At 45.2% G+C, this 24,392-nt stretch carries 17 protein-coding genes, 25 tRNA genes, 1 rRNA gene, 1 riboswitch and 1 other annotated feature; of the genes, 7 read left to right on the forward strand and 36 right to left on the reverse strand.

The genetic code is table 11. The features are described 5' to 3' along the window. Nucleotide 1 precedes the first annotated feature (1 nt). Entirely contained in the window at nt 2–2,623 is a 2,622-nt protein-coding gene (locus tag GVJ38_RS07875; RefSeq protein ID WP_159722634.1) for an ATP-binding protein, read from the reverse strand. Next, entirely contained in the window at nt 2,613–3,797 is a 1,185-nt protein-coding gene (locus GVJ38_RS07880) for a metallophosphoesterase family protein (RefSeq protein ID WP_159722635.1), read from the reverse strand. The genes GVJ38_RS07875 and GVJ38_RS07880 overlap by 11 nt, the downstream gene beginning before the upstream one ends. Before the next feature lie 141 nt (nt 3,798–3,938). Here GVJ38_RS07880 and GVJ38_RS07885 point away from each other — a divergent pair, with 141 nt between their 5' ends. Next, the gene (locus tag GVJ38_RS07885) at nt 3,939–4,556 is read left to right on the forward strand and encodes a GNAT family N-acetyltransferase (RefSeq protein WP_159722636.1); all 618 of its coding nucleotides are present in this window, start codon (nt 3,939–3,941) and stop codon (nt 4,554–4,556) included. A gap of 99 nt (nt 4,557–4,655) precedes the next feature. On the opposite strand, the gene GVJ38_RS07890 is transcribed toward GVJ38_RS07885, so the two are convergent. Then, nucleotides 4,656–4,997: a YlbF family regulator gene (locus GVJ38_RS07890; protein WP_159722637.1), complete on the reverse strand. Its 342-nt coding sequence runs from the start codon at nt 4,995–4,997 to the stop codon at nt 4,656–4,658. A 72-nt stretch (nt 4,998–5,069) separates the two neighbouring features. Continuing rightward, the gene (locus GVJ38_RS07895; protein WP_159722638.1) at nt 5,070–7,229 is read right to left on the reverse strand and encodes a PBP1A family penicillin-binding protein; all 2,160 of its coding nucleotides are present in this window, start codon (nt 7,227–7,229) and stop codon (nt 5,070–5,072) included. A gap of 173 nt (nt 7,230–7,402) precedes the next feature. On the opposite strand from GVJ38_RS07895, the gene GVJ38_RS07900 reads away from it, so the two are divergent. Further along, the gene (locus tag GVJ38_RS07900; RefSeq protein WP_159722639.1) at nt 7,403–8,257 is read left to right on the forward strand and encodes an RluA family pseudouridine synthase; all 855 of its coding nucleotides are present in this window, start codon (nt 7,403–7,405) and stop codon (nt 8,255–8,257) included. Further along, nucleotides 8,254–8,562 (forward strand): hypothetical protein, encoded by a 309-nt coding sequence (locus GVJ38_RS07905; RefSeq protein ID WP_159722640.1) that lies wholly within the window; start codon nt 8,254–8,256, stop codon nt 8,560–8,562. The genes GVJ38_RS07900 and GVJ38_RS07905 overlap by 4 nt, the downstream gene beginning before the upstream one ends. Nucleotides 8,563–8,666: 104 nt before the next feature. On the opposite strand, the gene GVJ38_RS07910 is transcribed toward GVJ38_RS07905, so the two are convergent. Further along, the gene (locus GVJ38_RS07910; protein WP_159722641.1) at nt 8,667–9,290 is read right to left on the reverse strand and encodes a LysM peptidoglycan-binding domain-containing protein; all 624 of its coding nucleotides are present in this window, start codon (nt 9,288–9,290) and stop codon (nt 8,667–8,669) included. Between the two features lie 384 nt (nt 9,291–9,674). Next, the gene (locus GVJ38_RS07915; protein WP_159722642.1) at nt 9,675–11,309 is read right to left on the reverse strand and encodes a putative polysaccharide biosynthesis protein; all 1,635 of its coding nucleotides are present in this window, start codon (nt 11,307–11,309) and stop codon (nt 9,675–9,677) included. A 109-nt stretch (nt 11,310–11,418) separates the two neighbouring features. Between GVJ38_RS07915 and GVJ38_RS07920 the strand changes: the two genes are divergently transcribed. Continuing rightward, nucleotides 11,419–12,912: a UDP-N-acetylmuramoyl-L-alanyl-D-glutamate--L-lysine ligase gene (locus tag GVJ38_RS07920; RefSeq protein WP_159722643.1), complete on the forward strand. Its 1,494-nt coding sequence runs from the start codon at nt 11,419–11,421 to the stop codon at nt 12,910–12,912. Nucleotides 12,913–12,973: 61 nt separating this feature from the next. On the opposite strand, the gene leuS is transcribed toward GVJ38_RS07920, so the two are convergent. Beyond that, entirely contained in the window at nt 12,974–15,391 is a 2,418-nt protein-coding gene (gene leuS / locus GVJ38_RS07925; protein ID WP_159722644.1) for a leucine--tRNA ligase, read from the reverse strand. Between the two features lie 191 nt (nt 15,392–15,582). Beyond that, nucleotides 15,583–15,774, reverse strand: a binding site (T-box leader). 126 nt (nt 15,775–15,900) lie between these two features. On the opposite strand from leuS, the gene GVJ38_RS07930 reads away from it, so the two are divergent. From GVJ38_RS07930 to GVJ38_RS07940, 3 genes are read left to right on the forward strand one after another with little or no spacing between them, the layout of a single operon-like run. After that, on the forward strand, nt 15,901–16,557 hold the full coding sequence (locus GVJ38_RS07930; protein WP_159722645.1) for a phosphatase PAP2 family protein: 657 nt from the start codon (nt 15,901–15,903) through the stop codon (nt 16,555–16,557). Continuing rightward, nucleotides 16,558–17,538 (forward strand): TIGR01212 family radical SAM protein, encoded by a 981-nt coding sequence (locus GVJ38_RS07935; RefSeq protein WP_159722646.1) that lies wholly within the window; start codon nt 16,558–16,560, stop codon nt 17,536–17,538. Further along, nucleotides 17,513–18,076, forward strand: coding sequence for a class I SAM-dependent methyltransferase (locus GVJ38_RS07940; protein WP_159722647.1), 564 nt, complete (start codon nt 17,513–17,515; stop codon nt 18,074–18,076). The genes GVJ38_RS07935 and GVJ38_RS07940 overlap by 26 nt, the downstream gene beginning before the upstream one ends. Before the next feature lie 63 nt (nt 18,077–18,139). Here the strand turns inward: GVJ38_RS07940 and GVJ38_RS07945 are convergent, their stop codons facing one another. The 29 genes from GVJ38_RS07945 to rrf all read right to left on the reverse strand — a co-directional run bounded on the left by GVJ38_RS07945 (nt 18,140) and on the right by rrf (nt 24,259). Beyond that, complete coding sequence (locus tag GVJ38_RS07945; protein WP_159722648.1) at nt 18,140–18,934, reverse strand: alpha/beta hydrolase; 795 nt, start codon at nt 18,932–18,934, stop codon at nt 18,140–18,142. A gap of 27 nt (nt 18,935–18,961) precedes the next feature. Continuing rightward, nucleotides 18,962–20,425, reverse strand: coding sequence for an MDR family MFS transporter (locus GVJ38_RS07950; RefSeq protein WP_159722649.1), 1,464 nt, complete (start codon nt 20,423–20,425; stop codon nt 18,962–18,964). 58 nt (nt 20,426–20,483) lie between these two features. Beyond that, nucleotides 20,484–21,677 carry a methionine adenosyltransferase gene (gene metK / locus GVJ38_RS07955; RefSeq protein ID WP_159722650.1) on the reverse strand — a complete coding sequence of 398 codons (1,194 nt, stop codon included), beginning with the start codon at nt 21,675–21,677 and terminating at the stop codon, nt 20,484–20,486. Next, a riboswitch (SMK box riboswitch) is annotated at nt 21,675–21,757 on the reverse strand. (Overlaps the previous gene by 3 nt.) A gap of 108 nt (nt 21,758–21,865) precedes the next feature. Continuing rightward, nucleotides 21,866–21,937: transfer RNA gene (locus tag GVJ38_RS07960), tRNA-Glu, on the reverse strand. A gap of 20 nt (nt 21,938–21,957) precedes the next feature. Continuing rightward, a tRNA-Ile gene (locus GVJ38_RS07965) sits at nt 21,958–22,031 on the reverse strand. A gap of 24 nt (nt 22,032–22,055) precedes the next feature. Next, nucleotides 22,056–22,126 (reverse strand) — tRNA-Gly (locus GVJ38_RS07970). Between the two features lie 6 nt (nt 22,127–22,132). Further along, a tRNA-Phe gene (locus tag GVJ38_RS07975) sits at nt 22,133–22,205 on the reverse strand. A gap of 12 nt (nt 22,206–22,217) precedes the next feature. Beyond that, nucleotides 22,218–22,290, reverse strand: a tRNA-Asp gene (locus GVJ38_RS07980). A 20-nt stretch (nt 22,291–22,310) separates the two neighbouring features. Beyond that, nucleotides 22,311–22,384, reverse strand: a tRNA-Met gene (locus tag GVJ38_RS07985). 30 nt (nt 22,385–22,414) lie between these two features. Then, nucleotides 22,415–22,504: transfer RNA gene (locus GVJ38_RS07990), tRNA-Ser, on the reverse strand. Nucleotides 22,505–22,514: 10 nt separating this feature from the next. After that, a tRNA-Glu gene (locus GVJ38_RS07995) sits at nt 22,515–22,586 on the reverse strand. 14 nt (nt 22,587–22,600) lie between these two features. Continuing rightward, a tRNA-Ser gene (locus GVJ38_RS08000) sits at nt 22,601–22,688 on the reverse strand. A gap of 23 nt (nt 22,689–22,711) precedes the next feature. After that, nucleotides 22,712–22,785: transfer RNA gene (locus GVJ38_RS08005), tRNA-Ile, on the reverse strand. Between the two features lie 22 nt (nt 22,786–22,807). Continuing rightward, nucleotides 22,808–22,878: transfer RNA gene (locus tag GVJ38_RS08010), tRNA-Gly, on the reverse strand. Nucleotide 22,879: 1 nt separating this feature from the next. Beyond that, a tRNA-Asp gene (locus GVJ38_RS08015) sits at nt 22,880–22,955 on the reverse strand. 20 nt (nt 22,956–22,975) lie between these two features. Beyond that, a tRNA-Met gene (locus tag GVJ38_RS08020) sits at nt 22,976–23,049 on the reverse strand. A gap of 30 nt (nt 23,050–23,079) precedes the next feature. Further along, nucleotides 23,080–23,169 (reverse strand) — tRNA-Ser (locus GVJ38_RS08025). A gap of 29 nt (nt 23,170–23,198) precedes the next feature. After that, nucleotides 23,199–23,272 (reverse strand) — tRNA-Ile (locus GVJ38_RS08030). 13 nt (nt 23,273–23,285) lie between these two features. Further along, nucleotides 23,286–23,359, reverse strand: a tRNA-Met gene (locus GVJ38_RS08035). Nucleotides 23,360–23,374: 15 nt separating this feature from the next. Further along, nucleotides 23,375–23,447, reverse strand: a tRNA-Ala gene (locus tag GVJ38_RS08040). 7 nt (nt 23,448–23,454) lie between these two features. After that, nucleotides 23,455–23,528: transfer RNA gene (locus GVJ38_RS08045), tRNA-Pro, on the reverse strand. Nucleotides 23,529–23,531: 3 nt separating this feature from the next. Beyond that, nucleotides 23,532–23,605: transfer RNA gene (locus GVJ38_RS08050), tRNA-Arg, on the reverse strand. Nucleotides 23,606–23,617: 12 nt separating this feature from the next. Beyond that, nucleotides 23,618–23,703 (reverse strand) — tRNA-Leu (locus GVJ38_RS08055). Nucleotides 23,704–23,725: 22 nt separating this feature from the next. Further along, nucleotides 23,726–23,797, reverse strand: a tRNA-Gly gene (locus GVJ38_RS08060). Nucleotides 23,798–23,808: 11 nt separating this feature from the next. After that, a tRNA-Thr gene (locus tag GVJ38_RS08065) sits at nt 23,809–23,881 on the reverse strand. Nucleotides 23,882–23,893: 12 nt separating this feature from the next. Further along, nucleotides 23,894–23,975: transfer RNA gene (locus GVJ38_RS08070), tRNA-Leu, on the reverse strand. Between the two features lie 9 nt (nt 23,976–23,984). Further along, a tRNA-Lys gene (locus GVJ38_RS08075) sits at nt 23,985–24,057 on the reverse strand. A 3-nt stretch (nt 24,058–24,060) separates the two neighbouring features. Next, a tRNA-Val gene (locus tag GVJ38_RS08080) sits at nt 24,061–24,133 on the reverse strand. Between the two features lie 10 nt (nt 24,134–24,143). Further along, nucleotides 24,144–24,259, reverse strand: a 5S ribosomal RNA gene (gene rrf / locus GVJ38_RS08085). Nucleotides 24,260–24,392 lie beyond the last annotated feature (133 nt).

The following is a 24,392-nucleotide window of genomic DNA, read 5'->3' on the forward strand; positions in this document are numbered from 1 at the left end:
ATCAAGTTCCTTTCAATTCCCACACTGGCTGGTGGAGTTCTTGATAATAGCTTACCATTTCTTGATCAGAAGACAAACAAATCACTTGGTACTGCTGACTGAATTCAGCTAATAGTTTGGCTAACTGGAATTTTCGCTGATGGTCGTAGTGCAGCCAGCCGTCATCGATCATGATCGGCGCAAGTGTTTTTTCTTGTAACGCTAAATACGCAAACCGCAACGCCATGATCACTTGATCTTTCGTTCCCGTTGACAGCTGATAAAGCGACTGACTTTGTTTGTTGCGGGTGACAAACAGCTGACCGTCCGTAAAATCTAACGTCGCTTGCTGATCAGTCAAGACTGCAAAATAATGGGCGGCTTTTGCCATCAACTGTGGCAGCTGCTGCTGAGAGCGTTCCGTTGCCAAATCTTGGAGCAACTGACTTTCGATCTTCGCGCCACTATACCTCTTTAAAAGATCGACTAAGAGCGCTTGTTGCTGACTTTTTTCTTGATACAACTGATCTAGCGTCCCGTCTTGTTGGAGTTGCTCGACTTGTAACTTCAATCGCTGGGCCCGTTCTTGCAAAGCGTGGAGACGTTCTTGTTGCTGTTCCACAGCTTGACTGAGCACCTGACTTTTGGCGGTGATCGCTTCTAAAGTCGTCGGTTGTGGAAACAACGAGCGAATACTTTTAGCTAAAGTCTCAAGCCGCAAGTGATCGTTCTCGTTTGCTTGTTGTGCTTGCAAAAATTCTGGGATCTCAGCTGGATAATGCAGTTGAAATTTTTCCAACAGCGTTTGATTTTCAGCTCGCAAGACTTGTTCTTCTTTTTTAGCTTGATTGATTCGTTGCTGTAAGATCGTATTTTCTTGATAAGTCTGAGCAAAGCGAACCTGTTCCATCTCTTTAGCGAATTGTTCTAATCGGGCAAATTTTTCGCTGATGGACAATCCTTCCAGCGGCAACCACTCGCCTAAAAAATCAAACCGCTGCGCTTGTTGCACTAATTGCGCTTGTAAGTCGCGGCGTTGTTCCGCCCATTTTTTTTGTTGTGTGCTCGCAGTCACAAACTGTTGGGCTTGCTGATTGTGCTCTTTCATGACTTGAAGCTCGGAAGAAAAATTCAAATGACGCGCTTGGGTCTGCGCCTGTAATGCACTCGTCTGTTGCTGGAGTTGTTGCTGTAACGTTTGACTCGTAGTCTTCAACTGCGCTAGCTGGCCTTCTACTTGATCTAGTTGCGTCAACTTTTCTTGCCACATCTCCTTGTTGCCCCGCGGTTTGTTTTTCCAGCCATAAAAAGCCGAACCTGCCGCAAGCAATACGAGACCATACCGTAACGGCGCAGGCATAAAAAAGCTGCTCACTAATAAAATGCTTGCCAGACCGTAAAACAACCAGCTAAAACGTTTTGGCTGACCAAATAATTCAGGATGCGCTTGCTCATACCGATTCAACTGCGCCTCAGCTTGTGTTTTTTGTTCTTCCAACAGTTGTTTGCGCAACGTTTGTTCGGCAAGTTGTTGTTCAAACTTCGTCAACGGTGCCCACTTTTGGACTAGTTCCGCCTCTTCAAACGGCTGTGGCATTTGAGTAAAAGTAGCTGGCAGTGGCTGAGCCAGCAGCTGATCTAATCGCGTTTGTTCATCTAATTGGCGGAACAAATCAACTTTTTCATTTAAAAGCTGGGTGATTGCTTCTTCATGCTCCAAATAAAAATAATAGCGTGCTGAATTTTGATCCAGTCCACTGTGTTCTTTCAGGGCTTGCTGCAACTTATCTTGTTCTTTGACTAACTGCTGATACTGTTGATAAAAAGCTTGCAGGGCTTGCCGTTGCGCCGAGCTGCCTTTGACCGTCAGATCCTTTTGCGCTAACGTTTGATACTCCACATAATTTTCCCAATTCAAACGTTGCTGTTCGACTTGTAATTTTTCCGCTTGTGTTTGGTGCAGCGTTTGTTCTTGTTCTGCTACGGCTTGCTGGACTGCCCGCGCTTTTTCTACGAGTTGTTGAAACTCAGCTTCTTGCGCTTCTTTTTGTTGGATCTTCTGCTGCAGCGCTTGCCACACTTGCAGGGCTTGATTGATCGCCAGCTTACGCCCTTTTGGCCGATACAGCTGACTGGCTTGTTCTTGAAGCGCGACTTTTTGATCAAACAATTGATTGCTGCCAGATAATCCCAATGAGATCAGCGCGTCATGGAGCTCCCCTTCAGTCAAATGATCTAACTGCTGCAATTGTTCTTGTTGAAAGGTAAAGACTTGTTGGAACAACGTCAGATTCAATGGAAACAAAATCTTTTCTAGTAGCTCTTCGCCGCCGGTCTCACCACCGGCTAGTATGACGTGTGCTTTGCCTTTATTTTTGTGCTTGAAACGCTCGATCACAACTTCGCCATAAAGCGCATGTTGCACGACTAGTTTCCCGCCAAAGCCCGTGCCATCAGTCGGCGTATAATCGTGTTGCTTTTTTCGCTTAGTCGGAAAGCCAAACAAGATCGCTTGGATAAATTGATACAGCGTCGACTTGCCTGCTTCGTTCAAGCCAAAGACCAATTGATTTTTCGGCTCGAATAAAAAGGTCTGCTGCTGCCACTTGCCAAAGCCGGTGATGATTGCTTTTTTAATCCGCATGCTGATCCTCCTTGAAGCGATAATTATTTTTCAAAGCCTGCTGGACTTCGTGTAACACCTCTTGCTTGAAATCTTCTGTCAAAAACGGCCGCAAATCAGGATTATGGTAGACTTCTGAAAGCAACTCATTAAAGATCTCCGGTGCTTCATAAGTCGCTAGCAGCTGTGTTGCTAGTGTTTCTTCTACCGCTAAATAAGGCGGATCAGCTTTTTTTTGCGCTAATACTAAATCAGTCAAAAAAAGTTGTGGGGGCAAGCGTTCTTGAAGCGCGTTTTTCAACTCCCCAGTCGCGATCTTTTCCGCTAATTCACTGCCTAATAATTCACCGTCTGTCACGGTCACTTGCAACAACGTCGGCTGCTCAGTCGTCAAGGCTTCGCGGATAGTCGGGATGACTTGTCTGATCTGACGCACACCAGCTAGTGACACTGTTTGTTTGTGCCAAAGTAGTGGCGCCACAGACAACCAGTCCAGTTTCAAGGCTTGTTTTTCACCACTGATCAAAGCTACGCCAGCGACGTCGGTTTCTTTTTTCGTATGACCTTGTGGCGTGCCAGGGTAAACAATCAACGGCGCTTGATGCAAGACTTGTGGCACATGGATATGCCCGAGCGCCCAGTAATCATAGCCCTTTTCAACTAATTGCGAGACGGTAAACGGCGCATAAGGAGACTGACCACCGTGATACATGCCGATTTGAAAATCAGCAGTCGTTCGCACTGGGAATTCCCGCGCCATTTCTTTTTCCAAAGTTGGCTGCTGAAAACTAAAACTCGTGACAGCAACCGTTTCACCGTTTCGAGTCGTTAACTGTTTCGTCTCAACCGTTTCTTTTGTAAAGAGCTGGACATTGTTGGGAAAATCAAACCAATACCGCTCCGGCTCATAAAAATCATGGTTCCCAAAATTCAGCAAGACCGGGATCTCATGGGCTTGCAACCGCTCGAGCTCTTGAAAGAAAAATTGTTGCGTCTTCAAACTCGGCCGGTTTTGGTGAAAGGTATCGCCTGCTAATAAAACAAAATCGACTTCATGGGTGATCGCGGCATCGATGATCTGTTGCAACATTTTTTGATTAGCTTGTTTCAAATACGGCTGAAAGGTCTCCGGAATCGCCGTCAATCCTTCAAACGAACGATCCAAGTGGAGATCAGCTGCATGGATAAATTTCATGATTCTCCCTCCGATCTTAGCTATTTTATCATGTTTATCAGTGGATTTCAGCAAGAAAGCGAAAGTTTGTTCGCTTCAATTCAAGATTGACCTTTTCCGCTGATTTCTTGATAATAAAAAGAAACACTTGGAGGAACTTAGATGACCGAAATAACTTTTCGCCCCATGCAGCCACGGGACTTTTCGACACTTTTAGACCTGGTGATCGACACTTGGCAATACCGGACTTGGGTGCCCGCGCCCTTGGTCGAACCGATGGCGGACTATTTTTTATGTGACATGTTAGAGCGTTCTTCAACCATTACCGTAGCCCTGGTTCAAGAACGAGTCGTCGGTGTGATCGCGTATTCTACTGATATCCAATCCACCGCTCAGCAAATGATCGCCCACAAACGAATCGCAGCCTTGCGCCGGATCTTAAACGTGCAAGCGCCAGAAAATGTCTTCACAAAATTCATCGAAACGATGGAACTAGATGAACAGCTTTTAAGTCAGCAGCAAAAAAAATATGACGGGACCATCAATCTTTTCATCGTGCACCAAGCTTACGCCGGTCGCGGCATCGGCTCCACCATGTATCAACAGTTTCAACAACACATGCGCAGTCAGCAAAAACAAAATTTTTATCTTTTCACCGACAGCAGCTCCAACTTTCAATTTTATGAACACCACGGGCTCAAAAAAATCGCCACCGCCAAATATGATTGGGGTGACGAAACAGAAGAATACTATTTGTATGAAGGAAAATTGGTGCTTTGAGTGAGCATACCATCAATCCAGTGATTCCTCTTTAAGACAAAACGACCCTTTTAACTTTACAAAAAAACCGCCCTCCCAAAAGAGTAGCGGCTTTATCATTTAGCTTTGGTATAAGTCACGGATCGGTGTCATGATGATGCGATTCAAATCATTGACGATCATGCTGAAAGCTTGTTCTTTATTCATCAACGCATTGATCAATTCTTCGCTTTGGACACGTGTTGCTAATGCTTGTGCGTTTTGCGCATCTTCATCTGAGAAATCTTCACCGCGCATTTGTTTTTCTTGTAGCTCTTGTTGGAACGTTTGGAATTCTTTGAACGCTTGGTAAGCTTGTTCGTTTTCTTTTAAGTCCGCAAATGCTGCTTCCAGTTCTTTGAATTCTGGTAATTCTCGGATCTCACGTTCTAAACCATTCGCTGTATCATAGATGTTTGCCATGTATTGTCCCTCGCAATTTCTTTAAATTTATGAACATTCTCATTGTAACATGAATGCAAACGGACTCAAAGCTTAATTGCCTTGCTGTTGCCACCATTGCGAACCTTTTTCTTTAATGATCTCCCAGCCTTTTTTCGCTTTTTCAGTCGCTTTTTCTAGCCCGGCTTTAGCTTTGTCCATGCCGCTCGTTGCCTTCTCGATATTTTCTTGCCATGAACTGCTGTCGGGTTGATCGACTTGATTTGCCGGCACGACTTTACCCCCGGTAGCGTACGCATCCGCAACATCGAAACTCGCCGTTTTCGTATACGGCAAGATCGATTCGGCTTCAGCTTTAAAGACTTGCCCGACTTCTTCGCCACTCGTCCCGCTTAAATAATGCGTCGCGCTGACTTTTTCAAAGCCCAGCCAAGTTGAGATCACAATATTTGGCGTATAGCCGATGATCCACTGATCATTGACCTTATTGGCATCAAAATTCGTTTCTGTCGTTCCTGTTTTACCAGCGACTGTGTAGCCGGCTGGTTTTGCTTGAGCCGCCGTTCCGTTTGAAAAAGTTCCTAAAAGCATGCTCGTCATTTCATCCGCGACATCTTTTGAAATCACTTGATCGTATTTCGGATCGCTGTTATCAACCACCACTGCACCGGTAGAGTCAATGATCTTCGTGATCAAATGCGGTTGATAGACACGTCCTTGGTTGGCAAAGGCGCCGTACGCACTGGCCATTTGCATCGGCGAAGTTCCTTTTTCCAACCCACCGAGTGCTAAGCCGTAATATTTGTCGGATTTCGCTAGTGGCAAACCAAATTCTTCGGCTTTGTTGTAGCCTTTGTTCAAGCCGATCTCATGTAACAACCACACAGCCGGCAAGTTCAAGCTTTGCGCTACCGCTTGATACATCTTGACCTCGCCTTGATACGTGCCATCATAATTTTTAGCTTTGTAATACGATTGCGGCTCATCTTTTAATGTGCTGTCGGGTTTGTAGCCTGCTTCTAGTGCCGGTGCGTAAACACTCAACGGTTTAATCGTGGAGCCTGGCGAGCGTTTCATCTGAGTCGCAAAATTATACCCCCGAAAAACATGTTCCCCTCGGCGACCGACCAGTGCTTGCACCCCGCCGGTTTTTGGATTCAAGGCAACAGAAGCTGATTGTGGTTTCGCACCATCTGACGCATTTTCTGGGAAATTATAATTATTGGCATACACGTCTTCCATCTGCGCTTGATAATTTTGATCCAGTGCCGTGTAGATTTTATATCCTTTGTTCAATAGATTTTTTTCATTGATTCCATAGCGTTCAACGGCTTCATCAATCACCGCATCAAAATAAAAAGGATATTTGTAGCCGGCATCGGCGGATGAATAGGTGTCGTTCAATAGACCACCGAGATTGACATTGCTTTCTTGGCTAGCTTGATCTTTTGTGAGCTTTCCATTATCCACCATCAATTGTAAAACAGTATTTCGCCGATTCGTTGCATTGTCCAAATGATCGAGCGGATTATAAATCCCCGGGCCTTTCAGCATCCCCGCGATCGTGGCCGCTTCACCGATCGTCACTTGGCTGGCATCAACACCAAAATATTTTCGCGCGGCATCTTGTACGCCCCATACGCCATTGCCAAAATACGCATTGTTCAAGTACATCGTCAAAATTTGATCTTTGCTGTACGTTTTTTCGATCTCGAGTGCCATGAACAACTCTTTGGCTTTTCGTTCCAATGTCTGATCCAAACTCAAATACGCATTTTTGGCTAACTGTTGTGTGATGGTACTCCCGCCACCTGTGATATGACCATGGGTAAGCGCCCCAAGAGCAGCGCGCCCGATCCCTTTGATATCAAAACCGGGATGATTGTAAAAGTTGCGATCTTCGGTTGAGACGACCGCTTCCTTTAAATACGGCGAGATCTGTTCTCCTTCCACGTAAGTCCCTTTTTGACCATAAAGACTGCCAGCTTGTTTGCTGTTTTCGTCATAGATCACTGTCGATTGTTTCAGACTGGACTGTAAGGTCTCCACATCCACCGACTTGGCTAAAATAAATAAATAAATACTCATCACTAAAGCGGCGATAAGCGCAAGTAAGATCAAAATCTTATTGACGTGGTATTTTTTCCAAAAACGTTTCCGAGCTTGATGAAACTGGAGCAAGTAAGGCTTGAGCCATTGCCAAAATACTTTGAGCCCGTGTCTGACTTTTTGCATGATCTCCTGAAAATCCATGTGCTGATCTCCATTCTACTAAGTTTCAAAAAGTGTACCACAGCTGAAGCACTTTTGCGTGGGTCTTCAGACGGATACACGTTGTTAGTCTAGCATTTCACGACTAGAATTTGGCAGATTTTTTCTTAAGTATCCTTTAAAATGTTAAAATAAGAAAAAAGGAGCTTTGCAAAATGAAATTCAACTTCACGATCCCGACTGATCAAGCCCCTTTGACAGTCAAAAATTTACTCGAGACGCAGTGGCTCGTGCCGCGAAAAGTCCGCCACTTTATCCGAACTAGAAAAAGCTTTTTAGTAAATGGCAAAGCAGTTCATTTCCAAACCTTGGTCACACCTGGTGATCACATCACATTGACGCTTGAAGACAGTGATTATCCGCAGCGTGTGCTTCAGTTAGGTGACCCGCAACGCGTCCATGTTTTGTACGAAGACGAGCATTTACTGATCGTTAACAAGCCAGCTGGGATCAAAACGCATCCGAATCAACCAAAAGAAACTGATACTCTTTTAAATCACGTCGCAGCTTATCTCGCCCCAAAACAATTGCAGCCTCATGTCGTTCATCGATTAGATAAAGAAACCAGCGGCGCGATTTTGTTTGCTAAAAATCAATTCGTCTTACCGATCTTAGGCCGGATGCTAGAAGAAAAAGAAATTTATCGCCGCTATCAAGCACTCGTCAGCGGAAAAATCACGCATGATCTAGTGATCGATAAAAAGATCGGTCGTGATCGCCATGATCGCCGGAAGCGCCGCATCGATGAAAAAGGCGGCCGCTCTGCTGTCACCCATGTCCGCGTCGTCACTGCAACTCCTACTAAAAGCCAGCTCATTTGTCAATTAGAGACCGGTCGCACCCACCAGATCCGCGTCCATTTAGCTAGCATGGGGCATCCGATCATCGGCGATCCGCTTTATGGAGGTAAGCCTGCATCTCGTTTGATGCTGCACGCTTTTGAGTTGCATTTAGTTCAACCGTTTACCCGTAAAAAAATCAGTGTCACAGCTGCCCCGGGGTTATTTTGAGTTATCATTTAGGCGAAGGGCTGGCAGTGATCTTTTGGACGTTGCTCGTGAGCGCAATTTTTTTGTGGCTCACCCGCCATGTTCCTTGGCAAAAAAGTGAACTGGTTTTATTCGTAGTCGCTAGTCTCAATTATTTGTTAGATACGATTTGGTGGCTCTTTGAACTCCACTTTACTTGGAGCGATCTTTTCTTTCACTATCATGGACACCCTGAACAAGTCACGCTTTTTTTCATCCTCGCTTTGGTGAGCTTTAGTTGGCTTGTAATCAAACGAGGACGCCGCGCTTGGCAGCACAAAAAATAGCCGTCGCTTTCAATAATAGTGAAGCGGTGGCTATTTTTTCGTATGGCTCACTAACTAAAAAACGAACCATCCGCAGATGATTCGTTCAAGTATCGATTTTTATTTTAGTACCAACCGTTTGCCATCCAGAAAGCTTGTGCGCCTTCCCATGAACCGTAACGAGAAGTTACATATTGATCTGCAACACGTTCTTGGTTAGCTGGTGAGTAGTCACCGTTTAAGTAAGAAGCGCTCAATTGGTAACGTCCGATGTATTGGCCGTTCGTTGCTGAGTAAGAACCGCTTGATTCACGTTGTGCGATCCATTCTTTAGCTGAAGAAGTTGTTGCTGGAGCAGCTGCTGCAGTTTGGGTTTGAGCAGGAGCTTGGTAAGTTTGAGTTTGTTGAACTGGTGCTTGATAAGTTTCTTGAACAGGTGCAGCTTGTTGTACCGGTGCTTGGTAAGCTTCTTGTTGAACAGGCGCTTGTTGTGCAGGTGCTTGGCTAGCCCCACCGATTGATAATTGTTGACCTTCAAAGATCATGTTGATATCTGAAATGCTGTTGTCGCTAGCGATTTGTGAAACTAAGCTATTGTCACCAACAAATTTGATTGAGATTTTTGATAATGTGTCACCGGCTTGAACAGTGTAAGTTTCAGCAGCGTGTGCATCAGTCGTACCTGCTAGTGCTAATCCAGTTCCTGCGGCTAATAAAGTGCTAAATAACATTGTTTTTCCGAATTTCATTATGATTGTTCCTCCAAGTTGTTGTTTTATTTTTTCAGTTCGTTAGCAGCGGTCCAGTGTGCTGCTCTTGACTACATGAGATACTTTACCATCGATTTGTATTTCATGGGTAAAAAAACTGTAACAACTCGTTACAAAACAATGTAGAAATGTAACAGAATGATGAAGTACATTTGCTTGATTTCGGAAAAAACTTTCGTCATTTTTGCCGTTTTGATTCATTTGACAGTTTTTCGCGCGTTTTTTAGTCTTGTAATCTTTTTGTTACGTTGGCTGATTTTTGCAACATTGCAATCACTTTGTAACGTAACCAAAACGCTTTTTGATTCAAAAAAAGACGAAACAAGACTTTTTTTACTAAGAATTGTTTGTCTCAAAGGGAAATTAACGAATTTTTAACCGACGGCGCCACACTTTTGCGCGGGGACCAAAGAGTCGATCGACTAACCGGATCTTCAAAGTAAAATAAAAATAGCTGATTGCACCAACACTGGCTGTCAATAAACAAATCAAAAAGGCTTGCCAACCTGATTCAGGTGTTAAGAACAAGTAACACAACTGTCGCATCCCAAATGCCAACGCACACATGCTCATCGTCACAAAAAAGACTAACAAACTTCGTCGCAGAGTCATTTGGTGATCAAAATAGGCGACCTTTCGTAATTTGTAAAGGGATAAGCTACAAGTGACCGCAAGTCCTAACATCGTCGCCAGTAGCGGACCATAAACTTCCAGCACTCGAATAAGTGGCACTTGGATCACACTTTTGATGATCAACCCGATCAGCCAGTAGAAAACAGCAGAGCGATCATGATCTAGCCCTTGTAACAAAGTCGAAGCAACCGTAAACAAGCCAATGAACAATGCTGCGACAGCTGATTCGATCAAAACATAACTCCCTAAGCGATCCGCCGAATAAAAAACGGTATTCAATGGATAAGCCAACAAGATCAAGCCAAACGTCGCGGGCGTGATCAAATAAACAAACAACTGCAAGTTCAAGCTGAGCATCTTTCCTAGCTCATGCCGGTTTCCTTGCGTCGCTAAGCTAGTGATTAGCGGCATCCCCGTCAACGCGATCGAAGTGGCGATCGCGACCACCACCATCGTCAATTTATCTGGATTCGCGCTGAACAACGAAAATAATTCCAATAATTGATCGTGGCTGTAGCCGGTAAAATTTTTCATCGTGGCAATAAACGTCACTTGATCGACGAGTTTAAAGACCGTGACCCCCGCCCCTAAAACGATAAATGGCAATGCTTCTTTTACGATCTCTTTAACTAAGACCCGCGTTTCAAACGTCACTTGATCACGGCTGCGTTCTAAGCGTTCGCGTATAAAAGGCGCTTCTTTTTTTAAAAAGTACAGCAGCACCCCATAACTAGCCAGCATCCCCACAAAGGCGGCAAATGTCGATTGACTGACTGCCGTCACATAATTGCCTTGCCAAACTTGCATGATAAAAAAAGCGCTCAAAATCATATAGAGCACTCGGATCACTTGCTCGGCAACTTGTGAGATCGCAAAAGGTTCCATCGTGTTATTGCCTTGAAAATAACCGCGGATGACACTCATACTGGGGAAGGTCACCAAAGCAAAGCACAGCATGCGAATGATCGGGACTAATACGGTACCGCCGCCTGAGATCTTCGCCAACCACGGCGCGCCGACATACATCAATCCCGCAAAAATAATCCCTAAGCCAAGTGACAACTGGAGTGCGCGATATAAGACTTTTTGGCTGACCCGAAATTCTTTCATAGAATTATACCGCGCGATCAGTTTAGCGATCGCGCCAGGGATTCCCGCTGTAGAGATCATTAAAAATAAAGCGTAGATCGTATAGCCCATCGAAAATAAACTGTTGGCTTGTTTGGCATGAGTTCCCATCCAAGCATACCAAGGAATGATGTAAAGAGCCCCCAGCAGCCGGGAAGCTACATTGCTGAACGTCAGCCAAGCGGAACCTCGCAACATTTTTTCTTGTAAATAAAGCGATTGAGTTTTTTCTGTCATGCTCTCCTCCTATTGGCTTTATTCTAGCGGCAAATTTGCCAGCTGACAATCTCTAATTTCTACCCCCTGTGCTATAATTGAAGCAGAGGATTATTTTTTGGAGGTTACTATGACATTATCACTTGAACAGATCCAAACGATTTTACAACAAGAAGATTTATTACGGGAGTTCATCACGCCGGAAACTTGGACGTTGCATGCTCCTTTTGCGCAAACATTTGAAAAGATCAGCTATAACTCTCGTGAAGCCGATGCTGCCACGCTCTTTTTTTGCAAAGGCCTGAATTTCAAACAAAGTTATTTGGAACAAGCGATCAGTCAAGGTTTGACCGTTTATATCGCGGAACAACCATATGAAGTCGAGGCTAAACTAGCCATCATCGTCACCGACATTCGCAAAGCACTCGCTGTTTTGAGTATGGCCTTTTTTGATTATCCGCAAGAAAAATTACAACTCATTGGCATCACCGGTACAAAAGGCAAAACGACGACGGCTTACTTCTTAAAAGAGATCTTAGCTAAAGCGACTGGACAAAAAACAGCTCTTTTATCGACTTTGAATACGACATTAGATGGTGTCAATTATTTCAAATCAGAACTCACGACTCCTGAGTCATTGGAACTGTATGAAATGATGGCAACGGCTGTTTCAAATGGGATGACCCATTTGATCATGGAAGTCTCATCGCAAGCCTATAAAGTCGAGCGTGTGTACGGCTTGACCTTTGATGTGGGGATCTTTTTGAATATTTCACCAGATCACATCGGCCCGATCGAACATCCGACTTTTGAAGATTATTTCTATTGTAAACGGCAATTGATTTCAAATGCCAAACAAGTCATCATATACGATCAGCTCGATCATTTTGAATTGTTACAAGAGATCACCGATCAAAAAAATCTGCCCCTTTACACGTATGGCAGCTCGCAAGCGGATTACCCAGTCCAACCGACCGGGCCATTGAGTTTTGCCCTTAACAGTACGCAAGATACATTAAATATCGACAGCGATTATACGATCCGGCTAGCAGGGGATTTCAATAAAGAAAACGCCGCTGCTGCCGTTTTGGCCGCCGCGTTGACTGGAGCTGATTTAGAGAGTATCACGCAAGGGCTCGCTCAAGCGTTAGTGCCTGGCCGGATGAATTTGTTAGTCAAACCAGACGGGACTCATATTTATGTCGACTATGCTCATAATTATTTGAGCATGGAGTCGATCTTAGGGTTCGCGAAAAAAAATCATCCCAACGGTAAATTGATCGTCGTCACCGGTTCGACCGGCAACAAAGCTGAATCTCGCCGGGCCGGGATCGGCCAAGCGATCGGAGAATACGCAAATATCGCGATTTTAACGAGTGATGATCCAAACTTTGAAGCACCAGAAAAGATCGCTGCTGAGATCAAAGCTGCCATCAAAAATCCCACCGTCACAGTCAAAGAAGAATTTGATCGTAAAAAAGCTGTCACAGAAGCGATCGCATTGGCTGGTCCAAACGATGCCGTCATCTTAGCCGGCAAAGGAACCGATGCCTATATGACCGTCAAAGGCGAAGATTTACCTTATGAAGGTGACTTTAAACTAGCCGAACAATTATTGAAATAAAAGTTTAACAGCCGCCAACTACTCCAACGAGTAAATGGCGGCTGTTTTTCATTTCCACAAATTAATTTGCGACGATATTGACTAATTTATTTGGCACCACGATCACTTTCCGAACCGTTTTGCCTTCAAGATTGCGCTTGATGTGTTCATCAGCTAAAGCGATTTTTTCTAATTCAGCTTTAGCAGTATCAACGGCAACTTGGACTTTAGAACGCAGTTTCCCGTTAACTTGCAAAATAACTTCGATCTCATTTTCAACTAAAGCTTCTTCATCGTACGCAGGCCATGGTTCATAGGAAATGCTTTCACCTTCGTGACCTAAGATTTCCCATAATTCTTCGGCGATATGTGGTGCGATCGGTGCTAATAACTGAACAAAGCCTTCCACGTATTCATACGTCAACGCATCGACTTTATAGGCTTCGTTGACAAAAACCATCAATTGCGAGATCGCGGTATTGAAGTGTAAGTTTTCCAAGTCTTCCGTCACTTTTTTAACGGTTTGGTTGTAAACTTTCGTCAAACTACCGTCGTTGATCTTCGTGATATGATCTCGCATCTTATCTTCATCATCGACGATCAAACGCCAAACCCGATCTAAGAATTTGCGACTTCCTTCCAGCCCATTTTCACTCCAAGCAATGGAAGCATCCAGTGGTCCCATAAACATTTCATACATCCGCAACGTGTCGGCACCATATTCGCGGACCACGTCATCTGGATTGACGACATTGCCACGTGATTTCGACATTTTTTCGTTGTTAGAACCTAAGATCATTCCTTGGTTATATAATTTTTGGAACGGTTCTTTCGTTGGAACAACACCGATGTCATACAAGAATTTGTGCCAGAAGCGCGCATATAATAAATGCAAGACCGCATGTTCTGCTCCACCGATGTAAAGATCGACTGGCATCCAACGTTCTAATTTGTCAAAGTCCGCGATGGCTTCTTTATTGTGAGGGTCGATAAACCGTAAGTAATACCATGAGCTTCCTGCCCATTGCGGCATCGTGTTGGTTTCGCGGCGACCTTTTTTACCACTGATCGGATCAGTGACATTCACCCAATCCTCGATGTTAGCTAAAGGCGATTCCCCGGTTCCACTTGGTTGGATATTATCGGTTTTTGGTAACACTAATGGTAATTCATAATCAGGAACTAGACCCGTCGTACCATCTTCCCAATGGATCACAGGGATCGGCTCGCCCCAATAACGTTGACGAGAGAACAACCAATCGCGTAGCCGGTAGCTGACTTCCGTCTTGCCGACACCTTTTTCTTCTAACCAAGCGACGATTTTTTCGATCGCGTCTTCTTTATTCAAGCCGTCTAAAAAGTCAGAGTTGATATGTTCCCCGTCACCGGTGTACGCTGCTTTTTCGACCTCGCCCCCAGCTAAGACCGGAATGATCTCAAGGTCAAAGGCTTTAGCAAAGTCATAGTCCCGTTCGTCATGAGCAGGCACTGCCATGATCGCGCCAGTTCCATACGAAGCTAAAACATAATCCGCGATCCAGATCGGAACTTTTTTGCCGTTGACTGGATTGATCGCATACGCTCCGGTGAAGACGCCAGTTTTTTCTTTTGCTAAATCAGTTCGATTCAAATCAGATTTTTTGCTTGCTTCCGCAATGTAAGCCTCGACAGCTGCTTTTTGTTCCGGTGTCGTGATTTCTTGGACCAAATCAAGCTCTGGTGCCAATACCGTATACGTCGCACCAAACAATGTATCAGGTCGCGTCGTGAAGACGGTAAATTCTGCTTGGCTATCCGCTACTTTAAAGGTGACATTCGCTCCGACTGAACGGCCGATCCAGTTGCGTTGCATTTCTTTGATGCTGTCAGGCCAATCCACTAACTCTAGATCATCCAATAAACGATCCGCGTAAGCTGTGATCTTCAACATCCATTGACGCATCGGTTTCCGAACAACGTCATAGCCGCCTCGTTCACTTTTGCCATCGATGACTTCTTCATTTGAAATGACAGTCCCTAATTCAGGAACCCAATTGACTGGGACTTCCGCTTCATAAGCTAAGCCTTTTTCATACATTTTTTCAAAGATCCACTGGGTCCATTTATAATAATCAGGATCGGTCGTATTGATCTCCCGATTCCAATCGTAACTGAAACCTAATGAGTTGATTTGACGACGGAAAGTCTCGATATTCTTTTTCGTAAATTCAGCTGGATCATTCCCAGTGTCTAACGCATATTGTTCCGCGGGCAAACCAAATGCATCCCACCCCATCGGATGTAAGACATTATACCCTTGAGCTCGTTTCATCCGCGCAATGATATCGGTTGCGGTATAGCCTTCTGGATGCCCAACGTGTAAGCCTTGCCCTGATGGATAAGGAAACATATCCAAGGCGTAAAAAGTTGGTTTTTCCGGATCATCATTGGTGTTGAAGGTGTTGTGTTTTGCCCAAAACTTTTGCCATTTTTTTTCAATCGTCTTGTGATTGTAACTCATTGTGCTGGTTCCTCCTCAAAAAATCTTCATTGATTTGATTCCTATTTCAAATTGCATCCGATCCAGTCGGTAGTGACCCGTTGGACTAAGCAAAGACAACTAAACTTTCGCTGACTTTGCTTGCCAATCATTCTGCTTAAATGTTTTAGCCTGAAGTAAAACTAGTAAAAAAGTCCTATAGAAGCCAGCTTCTATAGGACGTTTCGCACGTGGTACCACCTATTTTTATCTGTTTGCACAGACCTCTTGTGATAACGGTTTTTAAACCGGACCGAAAGCTCGATCATGCTCCAAGGTAAGTTCGAAAAGCCGCATGTACACTCACAGCCCCGTGTACTCTCTGAAATGCTTGTTTTTCTACTACTCCTTTTCATCGCAAAGCTATGAAAGTAGCTTTATCTTAGCAGATTCTCATTGAAAATTCAATTTAGTTCCCTTAAGAATTTTCAGAAATAATGGAGTGAAACTTAGAACATGCTATAATAAGTTCATTTGAATAGGAGGTTTGCATGAAACACAAAACATATTACCATTTAGCTGGCAGCTTTACGCTTTTATTTTTTGCAGCGCTCAGTTATCTCGTCAAATTTTATCCAGCGACGTTAAAAGCTTTTGACCGCGGGATCATTTTATTCGTCCATCGAGCAAGTCCGGCAGCGAATCCGTTTTTTCTGTGGGTGACTAAATTTGCTAACCCGATCACGATTTTGATCTTAGGCGCGACCTTTCTCGCGTTGTTTTTACTCACGCGGCAAAAAATCAGTGCCTTATGGTTCGCGTTGTCTTTAGTTTTAGTCAGCGGTATCATCAATCCGGTGCTAAAAACTTTTTTCCACCGCACACGTCCGACTGTTTTGCCCCACCTCGTTGTGGAGCACAGCTTTAGTTTTCCTAGCGGGCATGCAATCACCAGCATGTTGTTGTATGGTGTCGTTTTATTTGCACTCAAAGACTTCATCACCACCCGGCCAGTGCGACTAGCTGGCCAAATTTTATTAGGCGTTCTGATCTTTTTGATCGGGATCAGTCGCATTTATTTAGGCGTTCACTATCCTAGCGATGTCTTAGCAGGCTGGCTATTAGGTCTAAGCTGGCTGCTGTTTACGTATCCGTATTACGCGGAGCGAAAATTTATCACCCAATTCAAACAGACAAGGAGAAATTAGATGAATCCTTTTCCTTTTACCGATGACCCAACTAAACGCTACCACTCTTGGAATTACGCTTTACGCCAAGAGTTTGGCGACAAGATTTTTAAAGTGCCAGTCGATGGCGGCTTTGATTGTCCAAACCGCGACGGTACCGTGGCTCATGGCGGCTGTACTTTTTGCAGTGTGTCCGGCTCTGGGGATACGATCGTGGCCCCCAGCGCACCTTTGCCACAACAGTTCGTGCAAGAGATTGATTTCATGCATCAAAAGTGGCCCCACGTCGAACAATATATCGTTTATTTTCAAAATTTCACCAACACTCATGCTCCACTAGCTGTGATCAAAGAACGGTTTGAACAAGTCGTGAACTTGCCAGGTGTCGTGGGGTTATCCGTCGGGACGCGGCCGGATTGTTTGCCCCCCGATGTAGTCGATTATTTAGCCGAGCTCAATCAACGACTCTATCTGTGGGTAGAACTCGGTTTGCAAACAACTTTTGAAACTACTAGTGATGTGATCAATCGCGCTCATGATTATCAGACGTATGTCGATGCGGTCGCTCGTTTACGCAAACACGACATCAAGGTCTGCACCCATTTGATCAATGGGTTGCCCGGTGAAAGTCTCGCCATGATGCGGGAAAATGTCCGGCGAACGTTGTTAGATTCTGACATCCAAGGTATCAAATTGCACCTGCTTCATTTGATGCGCAATACGAAAATGCTGCGAGATTATGCAGAAGGACAGCTGCATTTGATGAAAAAAACGGATTATATCTCGGTGATTTGTGACCAGTTGGAAATGATCCCGCCAGGAATCATCATCCATCGTTTGACTGGTGATGCTCCTGGTGATTCGCTGGTCGGTCCTATGTGGAGTTTAAAAAAATGGGAAGTCTTAAATGCGATCGATGCAGAACTAGTACGCCGAGATTCTTGGCAAGGAAAGTTTGCCGTTAGGAGTGAACAAGATGTTACAAACCGCACTGCACTTTAGTCATGAATTGTTACAAGCCGTCGTCAAACCGGGAGATCACGTGATCGATGCCACGATGGGAAACGGTCATGATACTTTATTTTTAGCGCAATTAGTCGGCGCAGCAGGAACGGTTTACGCGTTTGATATCCAAGCCCAAGCTCTTGAAAATACGCAGCAGCGCCTAACAACTGCCGCTGCTGCTAGTCAAACGAAATTATTTTTAGCGGGTCATGAGACGATCGGCGAAAAAATTCCTCCCACGACTCCAATCACCGGCGCGATTTTTAACTTAGGCTACTTACCGCAAAGTGATAAGTCCGTGATCACTCTTCCCGCTACCACGAAACAAGCGATCGAAGCAATTTTGGCTCGCCTAGTTTCTAAAGGCCGGCTGGTGATCGTCTGCTACTACGGTCATCCAGGCGGTGAAAGCGAAAAAGAACAGATCCTCGCTTATTGCCAAGCTTTACCGCAACAAACGTATAGCGTTTTAGCGTATCAATTTATCAATCAAAAAAATAATCCTCCGATCTTATTGTGTATCGAAAAAAAGTAACGCGACTAGTAAAACAAAAAGCTGAGCAGCTAACAGAAAATTTTCTGCTAGTTGCTCAGCTTTTTAATTATTTGCAGGAAGTGCAAACCAAGTCAAGGCGCGTTGAATCCATTGATCCCAAAATTGCCAATCGTGAACGCCCATCCCATGTTCAAACGTCACATCGACTCCTTTAGCCGCCATTTTCTCAGCCATCCCTTCACTGGCACTATATAAAAAATCTTGCTCACCGCAAGCTAAGAAAAAGCGCGGTTGTGGTTTACCGCTAGCGACCAAAGCTTCCAGTAAAAAATCAGGATCGTTAGCAGAACCTTTGATTTGCTCCAGCGGTCCAAAAATACCTTCCCAAAAAGCCGCTTTTCGAAGCTGTAACAACGACTCTACCTCTTCGCCGATCTGCAAAGCGCCCGATAATGACGCGACTGCCGCAAAATTTTCCGGCTTCTTCAATCCTAATTTCAACGCGCCATAACCGCCCATCGAAAGACCAGCGGCAAATGTTTTTTCCCGTTTAGTCGTTAGTTGCGGAAATAATTCATGGATGATCTGAGGCAATTCTTCACTGAGGTAAGTCCAGTAAGGCATGTCATAAGTCGTATCCGTATAAAAACCTAAATCTCCTGAAGGCATCACGACCGCCAGCTGGTATTGTGCTACATAGCGCTCGATCGAACTCCGACGCTCCCAAACACTGTGATTGCCACCCATTCCATGTAGTAAATATAAGACCGGCACATCTGCTGTTAGCCCCGCCGTCTGAGTCCCGATTTTTTTCACCGTTGTTTGCGGCAAGATGACATTGACATTGACTTCCATCTCTAACACATTTGAATACGCACTTACTTGTAAAAAAGCCATGGCTCACCCTCCAATTTTTTTGATCATTTATAGTCTATCACTTTTTTGTGAAATCCCATATGCTAAAATGATCCCCGCAACTAATAAGCCCACTCCGCTTAAATACACGGTGTGTAAGCCGCTGAACAAAACGCCGCGCAATGCTTGCCGTAAATTTGTTTCGATCAACTGTGCCGTCTGGGGATTGATCAATTTATTCATGATATCTGGATCTTTCACCGTCATGGTTTTCAAATGCCGCGCGATCTCGGTATTCAAAATGATCCCAAACACTGAGACCATGATCGTCTGGCCAATCGTCCGTGATAAGGTGTTAAAAGAAGTTGCCACCCCGATCTCAGCTGGGGCAACACTATTTTGTGACTCGACCGTTGTCGTGGTCATCGCTAGACCATACCCGATCCCCCAAATACTAGCCACTAAAAAGAAGGCCCAAAATGAAGCCGATTGTGGCAACACTAAAATCAAACCCGTTCCGGCTAAAATAATCACTAGTCCCAGCAGCAAAACTTTTTTCGCCGCCATTTTAGCCAACCAGCGGCCCGCTAAAAATGAGCCTAACATCCAAACGATCGAAAGTGGTGCGAGTACCAGCCCACCGATCGCCGCTGATTTTCCGAGCACGCCTTGCATCCACATGGGGATATAGACATCGATCCCCATCAAAAAGCCACTGATGAGTGCCGCAACAGCATTGAATAAGACAAACGCGCGGTTGTTGAATAATTTCAAATTGATCACTGGGTCAGCAGCAGTTTGCTCTACTTTGATAAATAAAACTAAAAATCCGAGGGTCGCGGCAAATAATAGCCAAACTTTTAGTGTTAAGCCGTCATCACCTAACAATTGAAATCCTAATAGCAAGCTCAGTAAAACGAGCATTAAAGCTAAACTGCCCGCTAGATCCATTTTTTTATGTTGCGTACTACGGCGTTCTTCCACAAAATAATGCTGCATCAAAAAAATCAATCCGATCCCGATCGGGACATTGATAAAAAAGATCCAATGCCAACTGAACGCATCAACGATAAAACCGCCCAACAAAGGACCAAACACACTCGAGATCCCCCAAGCTGCACTGTTTAACCCTAAGACTTTCGCTCGTTTTTCAAGATCATACAAATCGGCGATGATCGTCAAACAGACCGGCATGATCGCACCCGCTCCCACACCTTGAATCCCGCGGGAAATGATCAATGTCAGCATCGAGTTGGACAAGCCGCACAACGTCGACCCGATCACAAAGATCACGATCCCCATAACAAAAACTGGCTTACGTCCTACTTTATCGGCTAACTTTACATAGATCGGTGTGATCATGGCATTGGTCAACAGATAAATCGAAAAGACCCAGTTCATGATCTCCATCCCATGTAAAAGTCCAACGATCGTCGGCATAGCAGTCGTTACGATCGTCCCTTCAATCGCCGTCATAAAAGTCGCGATAAATACACCTACTGTTACCAGTTTGACATTTGTTTTTTTCTCCATATTTCCTCCCAAAAAAAGAAGACCTCCGCTGATGACTCAGCAGAAATCTCCCCCACTTTTATGCTAAACTCAGACTCGCCTTTAACGCATCGATCTTATCGGTATGTTCCCATGGCAAATCGATATCAGTCCGACCAAAGTGTCCATAAGCTGCTGTCTTGCTGTAGATTGGACGTTGTAGGTCTAACATTTCAATGATCCCCGCAGGTCGTAGGTCAAAGTTTGCGCGGATGGCTTCTGTTAATTTTTCTTCGGAGACTTTTCCAGTCCCAAAAGTATCAACAGAGATCGAAACAGGTTGGGCAACACCAATCGCATAAGCCAATTGGACTTCAACTTTTTCAGCTAAGCCAGCTGCGACAACGTTTTTAGCAATATAACGTGCAGCATAAGAAGCAGAGCGATCCACTTTGGTCGCATCTTTTCCTGAAAAAGCTCCTCCGCCATGACGAGCATAACCGCCATACGTATCGACAATGATCTTACGCCCTGTCAAGCCTGCATCACCTTGTGGGCCACCGATTACAAAGCGTCCAGTCGGATTGATGTAATAACGCGTTTTTTCATCTAATAAATTAGCTGGAATAACTGCGTTGATCACTTTTTCCATCACATCTTTTTTGATCGTATCATTTTCGGCTGAATCTTTGTGCTGCGTACTGATGACGACCGTATCAACTCGGAATGGTTTCCCTGCTTCATCATATTCCACTGTAACTTGTGATTTCGCATCCGGTCCTAAATAAGGTACTTCACCTGATTTACGCAAGTCAGCTAACCGTTTCACTAAACGGTGACTCAATGAAATCGGCAATGGCATCAATTCAGGCGTTTCATCAACTGCAAAACCAAACATCAAGCCTTGATCTCCGGCTCCGATCTCATCTAAGATATCCTCTTTAGTTTTTCGAGCTTCTAACGCTTCATCGACCCCTTGTGCGATATCAGGTGATTGTTCATCGATCGCAACTAAGACCGCAACATTGTCCCCATCAAAGCCAAATTTAGATTCCGTATACCCAATACGTTTGATCGTGTCGCGGACTACTTTTTGAATATCGACATAAGCCGTTGTTGAAATTTCGCCAAAAACTAAAACTAAGCCAGTCGTCACCGACGTTTCACAAGCAACTCGAGCTTTAGGATCTTTTTCCAACAATGCATCCAAAATCGCATCACTGATTTGATCGGCAATTTTATCTGGATGGCCTTCTGAGACTGATTCTGATGTAAATAAACGACGTTCTTTCATGAATGATTCCCCCTAATTTTTATTCGGTTACAAGGCATCTCTGAAAATTTTCCAGAGCCTATCGGGAACTTGCAACGAACTGATTATAACAGAAAAAACCAAAGAGAAACCATTTTTTTCTAAATTACCGCCCAAACCCGTGAAAATTAAGCAAAAAAAAGAGACACTCCAACGTATCTCTAGCAAAGTGACCCGTACGGGACTCGAACCCGTGTTACCGCCGTGAAAGGGCGGTGTCTTAACCGCTTGACCAACGGGCCAGATTAAAATATAAATGTAATGGGCCTAAATGGACTCGAACCATCGACCTCACGCTTATCAGGCGTGCGCTCTAACCAGCTGAGCTATAGGCCCCTAAAAACTTAAAAACTAACAAAGAGCGGGTGACGGGAATCGAACTCGCGACAACAGCTTGGAAGGCTGTGGTTTTACCACTAAACTACACCCGCAAGCTATGGCGCGGGACAGAATCGAACTGCCGACACATGGAGCTTCAATCCATTGCTCTACCAACTGAGCTACCGAGCCAAAAAAAAATGACGGTCCCGACGGGATTTGAACCCGCGATCTCCTGCGTGACAGGCAGGCATGTTAACCCCTACACCACGGAACCGTATTGTTATTAGTTTTTAATTGCGGGAGCAGGATTTGAACCTACGACCTTCGGGTTATGAGCCCGACGAGCTACCAGACTGCTCCATCCCGCGATAATATAATATACTGATAAATTTCAGCAAAGGAGGATAAGGGATTCGAACCCTTGCACGGTTTTACCCGCCTGACGGTTTTCAAGACCGTTCCCTTCAGCCGAACTTGGGTAATCCTCCAAAAAAACAATGACCCGTACGGGACTCGAACCCGTGTTACCGCCGTGAAAGGGCGGTGTCTTAACCGCTTGACCAACGGGCCAGATATAAACGTAACGGAGAAGGAGGGATTTGAACCCTCGCGCCGGTTTCCCGACCTACACCCTTAGCAGGGGCGCCTCTTCAGCCACTTGAGTACTTCCCCAAAAAAATCAAGAAGATTTTTTATGGGCCTAAATGGACTCGAACCATCGACCTCACGCTTATCAGGCGTGCGCTCTAACCAGCTGAGCTATAGGCCCCTTAAAAACTTAAAAACTAACAAGCGGGTGACGAGAATCGAACTCGCGACAACAGCTTGGAAGGCTGTGGTTTTACCACTAAACTACACCCGCATGGCGGTCCCGACGGGATTTGAACCCGCGATCTCCTGCGTGACAGGCAGGCATGTTAACCCCTACACCACGGAACCGTATTGTTATTAGTTTTTAATTGCGGGAGCAGGATTTGAACCTACGACCTTCGGGTTATGAGCCCGACGAGCTACCAGACTGCTCCATCCCGCGATAATATAATGTGCTGATAAATTTCAGCAAAGGAGGATAAGGGATTCGAACCCTTGCACGGTTTTACCCGCCTGACGGTTTTCAAGACCGTTCCCTTCAGCCGGACTTGGGTAATCCTCCATTAATCAATTTGTCTTATAAAGTCACAATGGACCTTGTAGGACTCGAACCTACGACCGGACGGTTATGAGCCGTCTGCTCTAACCAACTGAGCTAAAGGTCCTGGCTCGATGAAATCGCGGCGGAGGGGATCGAACCCCCGACCTCCCGGGTATGAACCGGACGCTCTAGCCAGCTGAGCTACACCGCGAAAATAATAATAAAATGGAGCCTAGCGGGATCGAACCGCTGACCTCCTGCGTGCAAAGCAGGCGCTCTCCCAGCTGAGCTAAGGCCCCATAATAATCGGGAAGACAGGATTCGAACCTGCGACACCTTGGTCCCAAACCAAGTACTCTACCAAGCTGAGCTACTTCCCGAAACGCGCCCAAGAGGAGTCGAACCCCTAACCTTTTGATCCGTAGTCAAACACTCTATCCAGTTGAGCTATGGGCGCATATTAAGTTAATGCCGAGGACCGGAATCGAACCGGTACGGTGATCACTCACCGCAGGATTTTAAGTCCTGTGCGTCTGCCAGTTCCGCCACCCCGGCGTTGTCCCTGGTCATTCAGGTAAGCGGAAAACGGGGTTCGAACCCGCGACCCCCACCTTGGCAAGGTGGTGCTCTACCACTGAGCTATTTCCGCATGAAAAACGATGCCGGCTAAAGGACTTGAACCCTCGACCCTCTGATTACAAATCAGATGCTCTACCAACTGAGCTAAGCCGGCAAACTCTTATAATGCGGGTGAAGGGACTTGAACCCCCACGCCTTGCGGCGCTAGATCCTAAATCTAGTGCGTCTGCCAATTCCGCCACACCCGCATATTTTTATGAGCCGTACTGGGTTCGAACCAGTGACCCTCTGATTAAAAGTCAGATGCTCTACCAACTGAGCTAACGGCTCATATGGGGGTTAACGGGTTCGAACCGCTGACCCTCTGCTTGTAAGGCAGATGCTCTCCCAGCTGAGCTAAACCCCCATAATGATTAGCGTGGCGACGTCCTACTCTCACAAGGGGCAACCCCTCACTACGATCGGCGCTAAGAAGCTTAACTTCTGTGTTCGACATGGGAACAGGTGTATCCTTCATGCTATCGCCACCACACTATTGATTGAGTAAACTTCGTTCACTCAAAACTGGATTCAGAAACTTTAAACAACCGAAAATCATTTTGGTTAAGTCCTCGATCGATTAGTATCAGTCCGCTCCATGCATCACTGCACTTCCACTCCTGACC

The organism is Enterococcus sp. CSURQ0835 (assembly GCF_902706605.1).
GTDB lineage: Bacteria > Bacillota > Bacilli > Lactobacillales > Enterococcaceae > Enterococcus_A.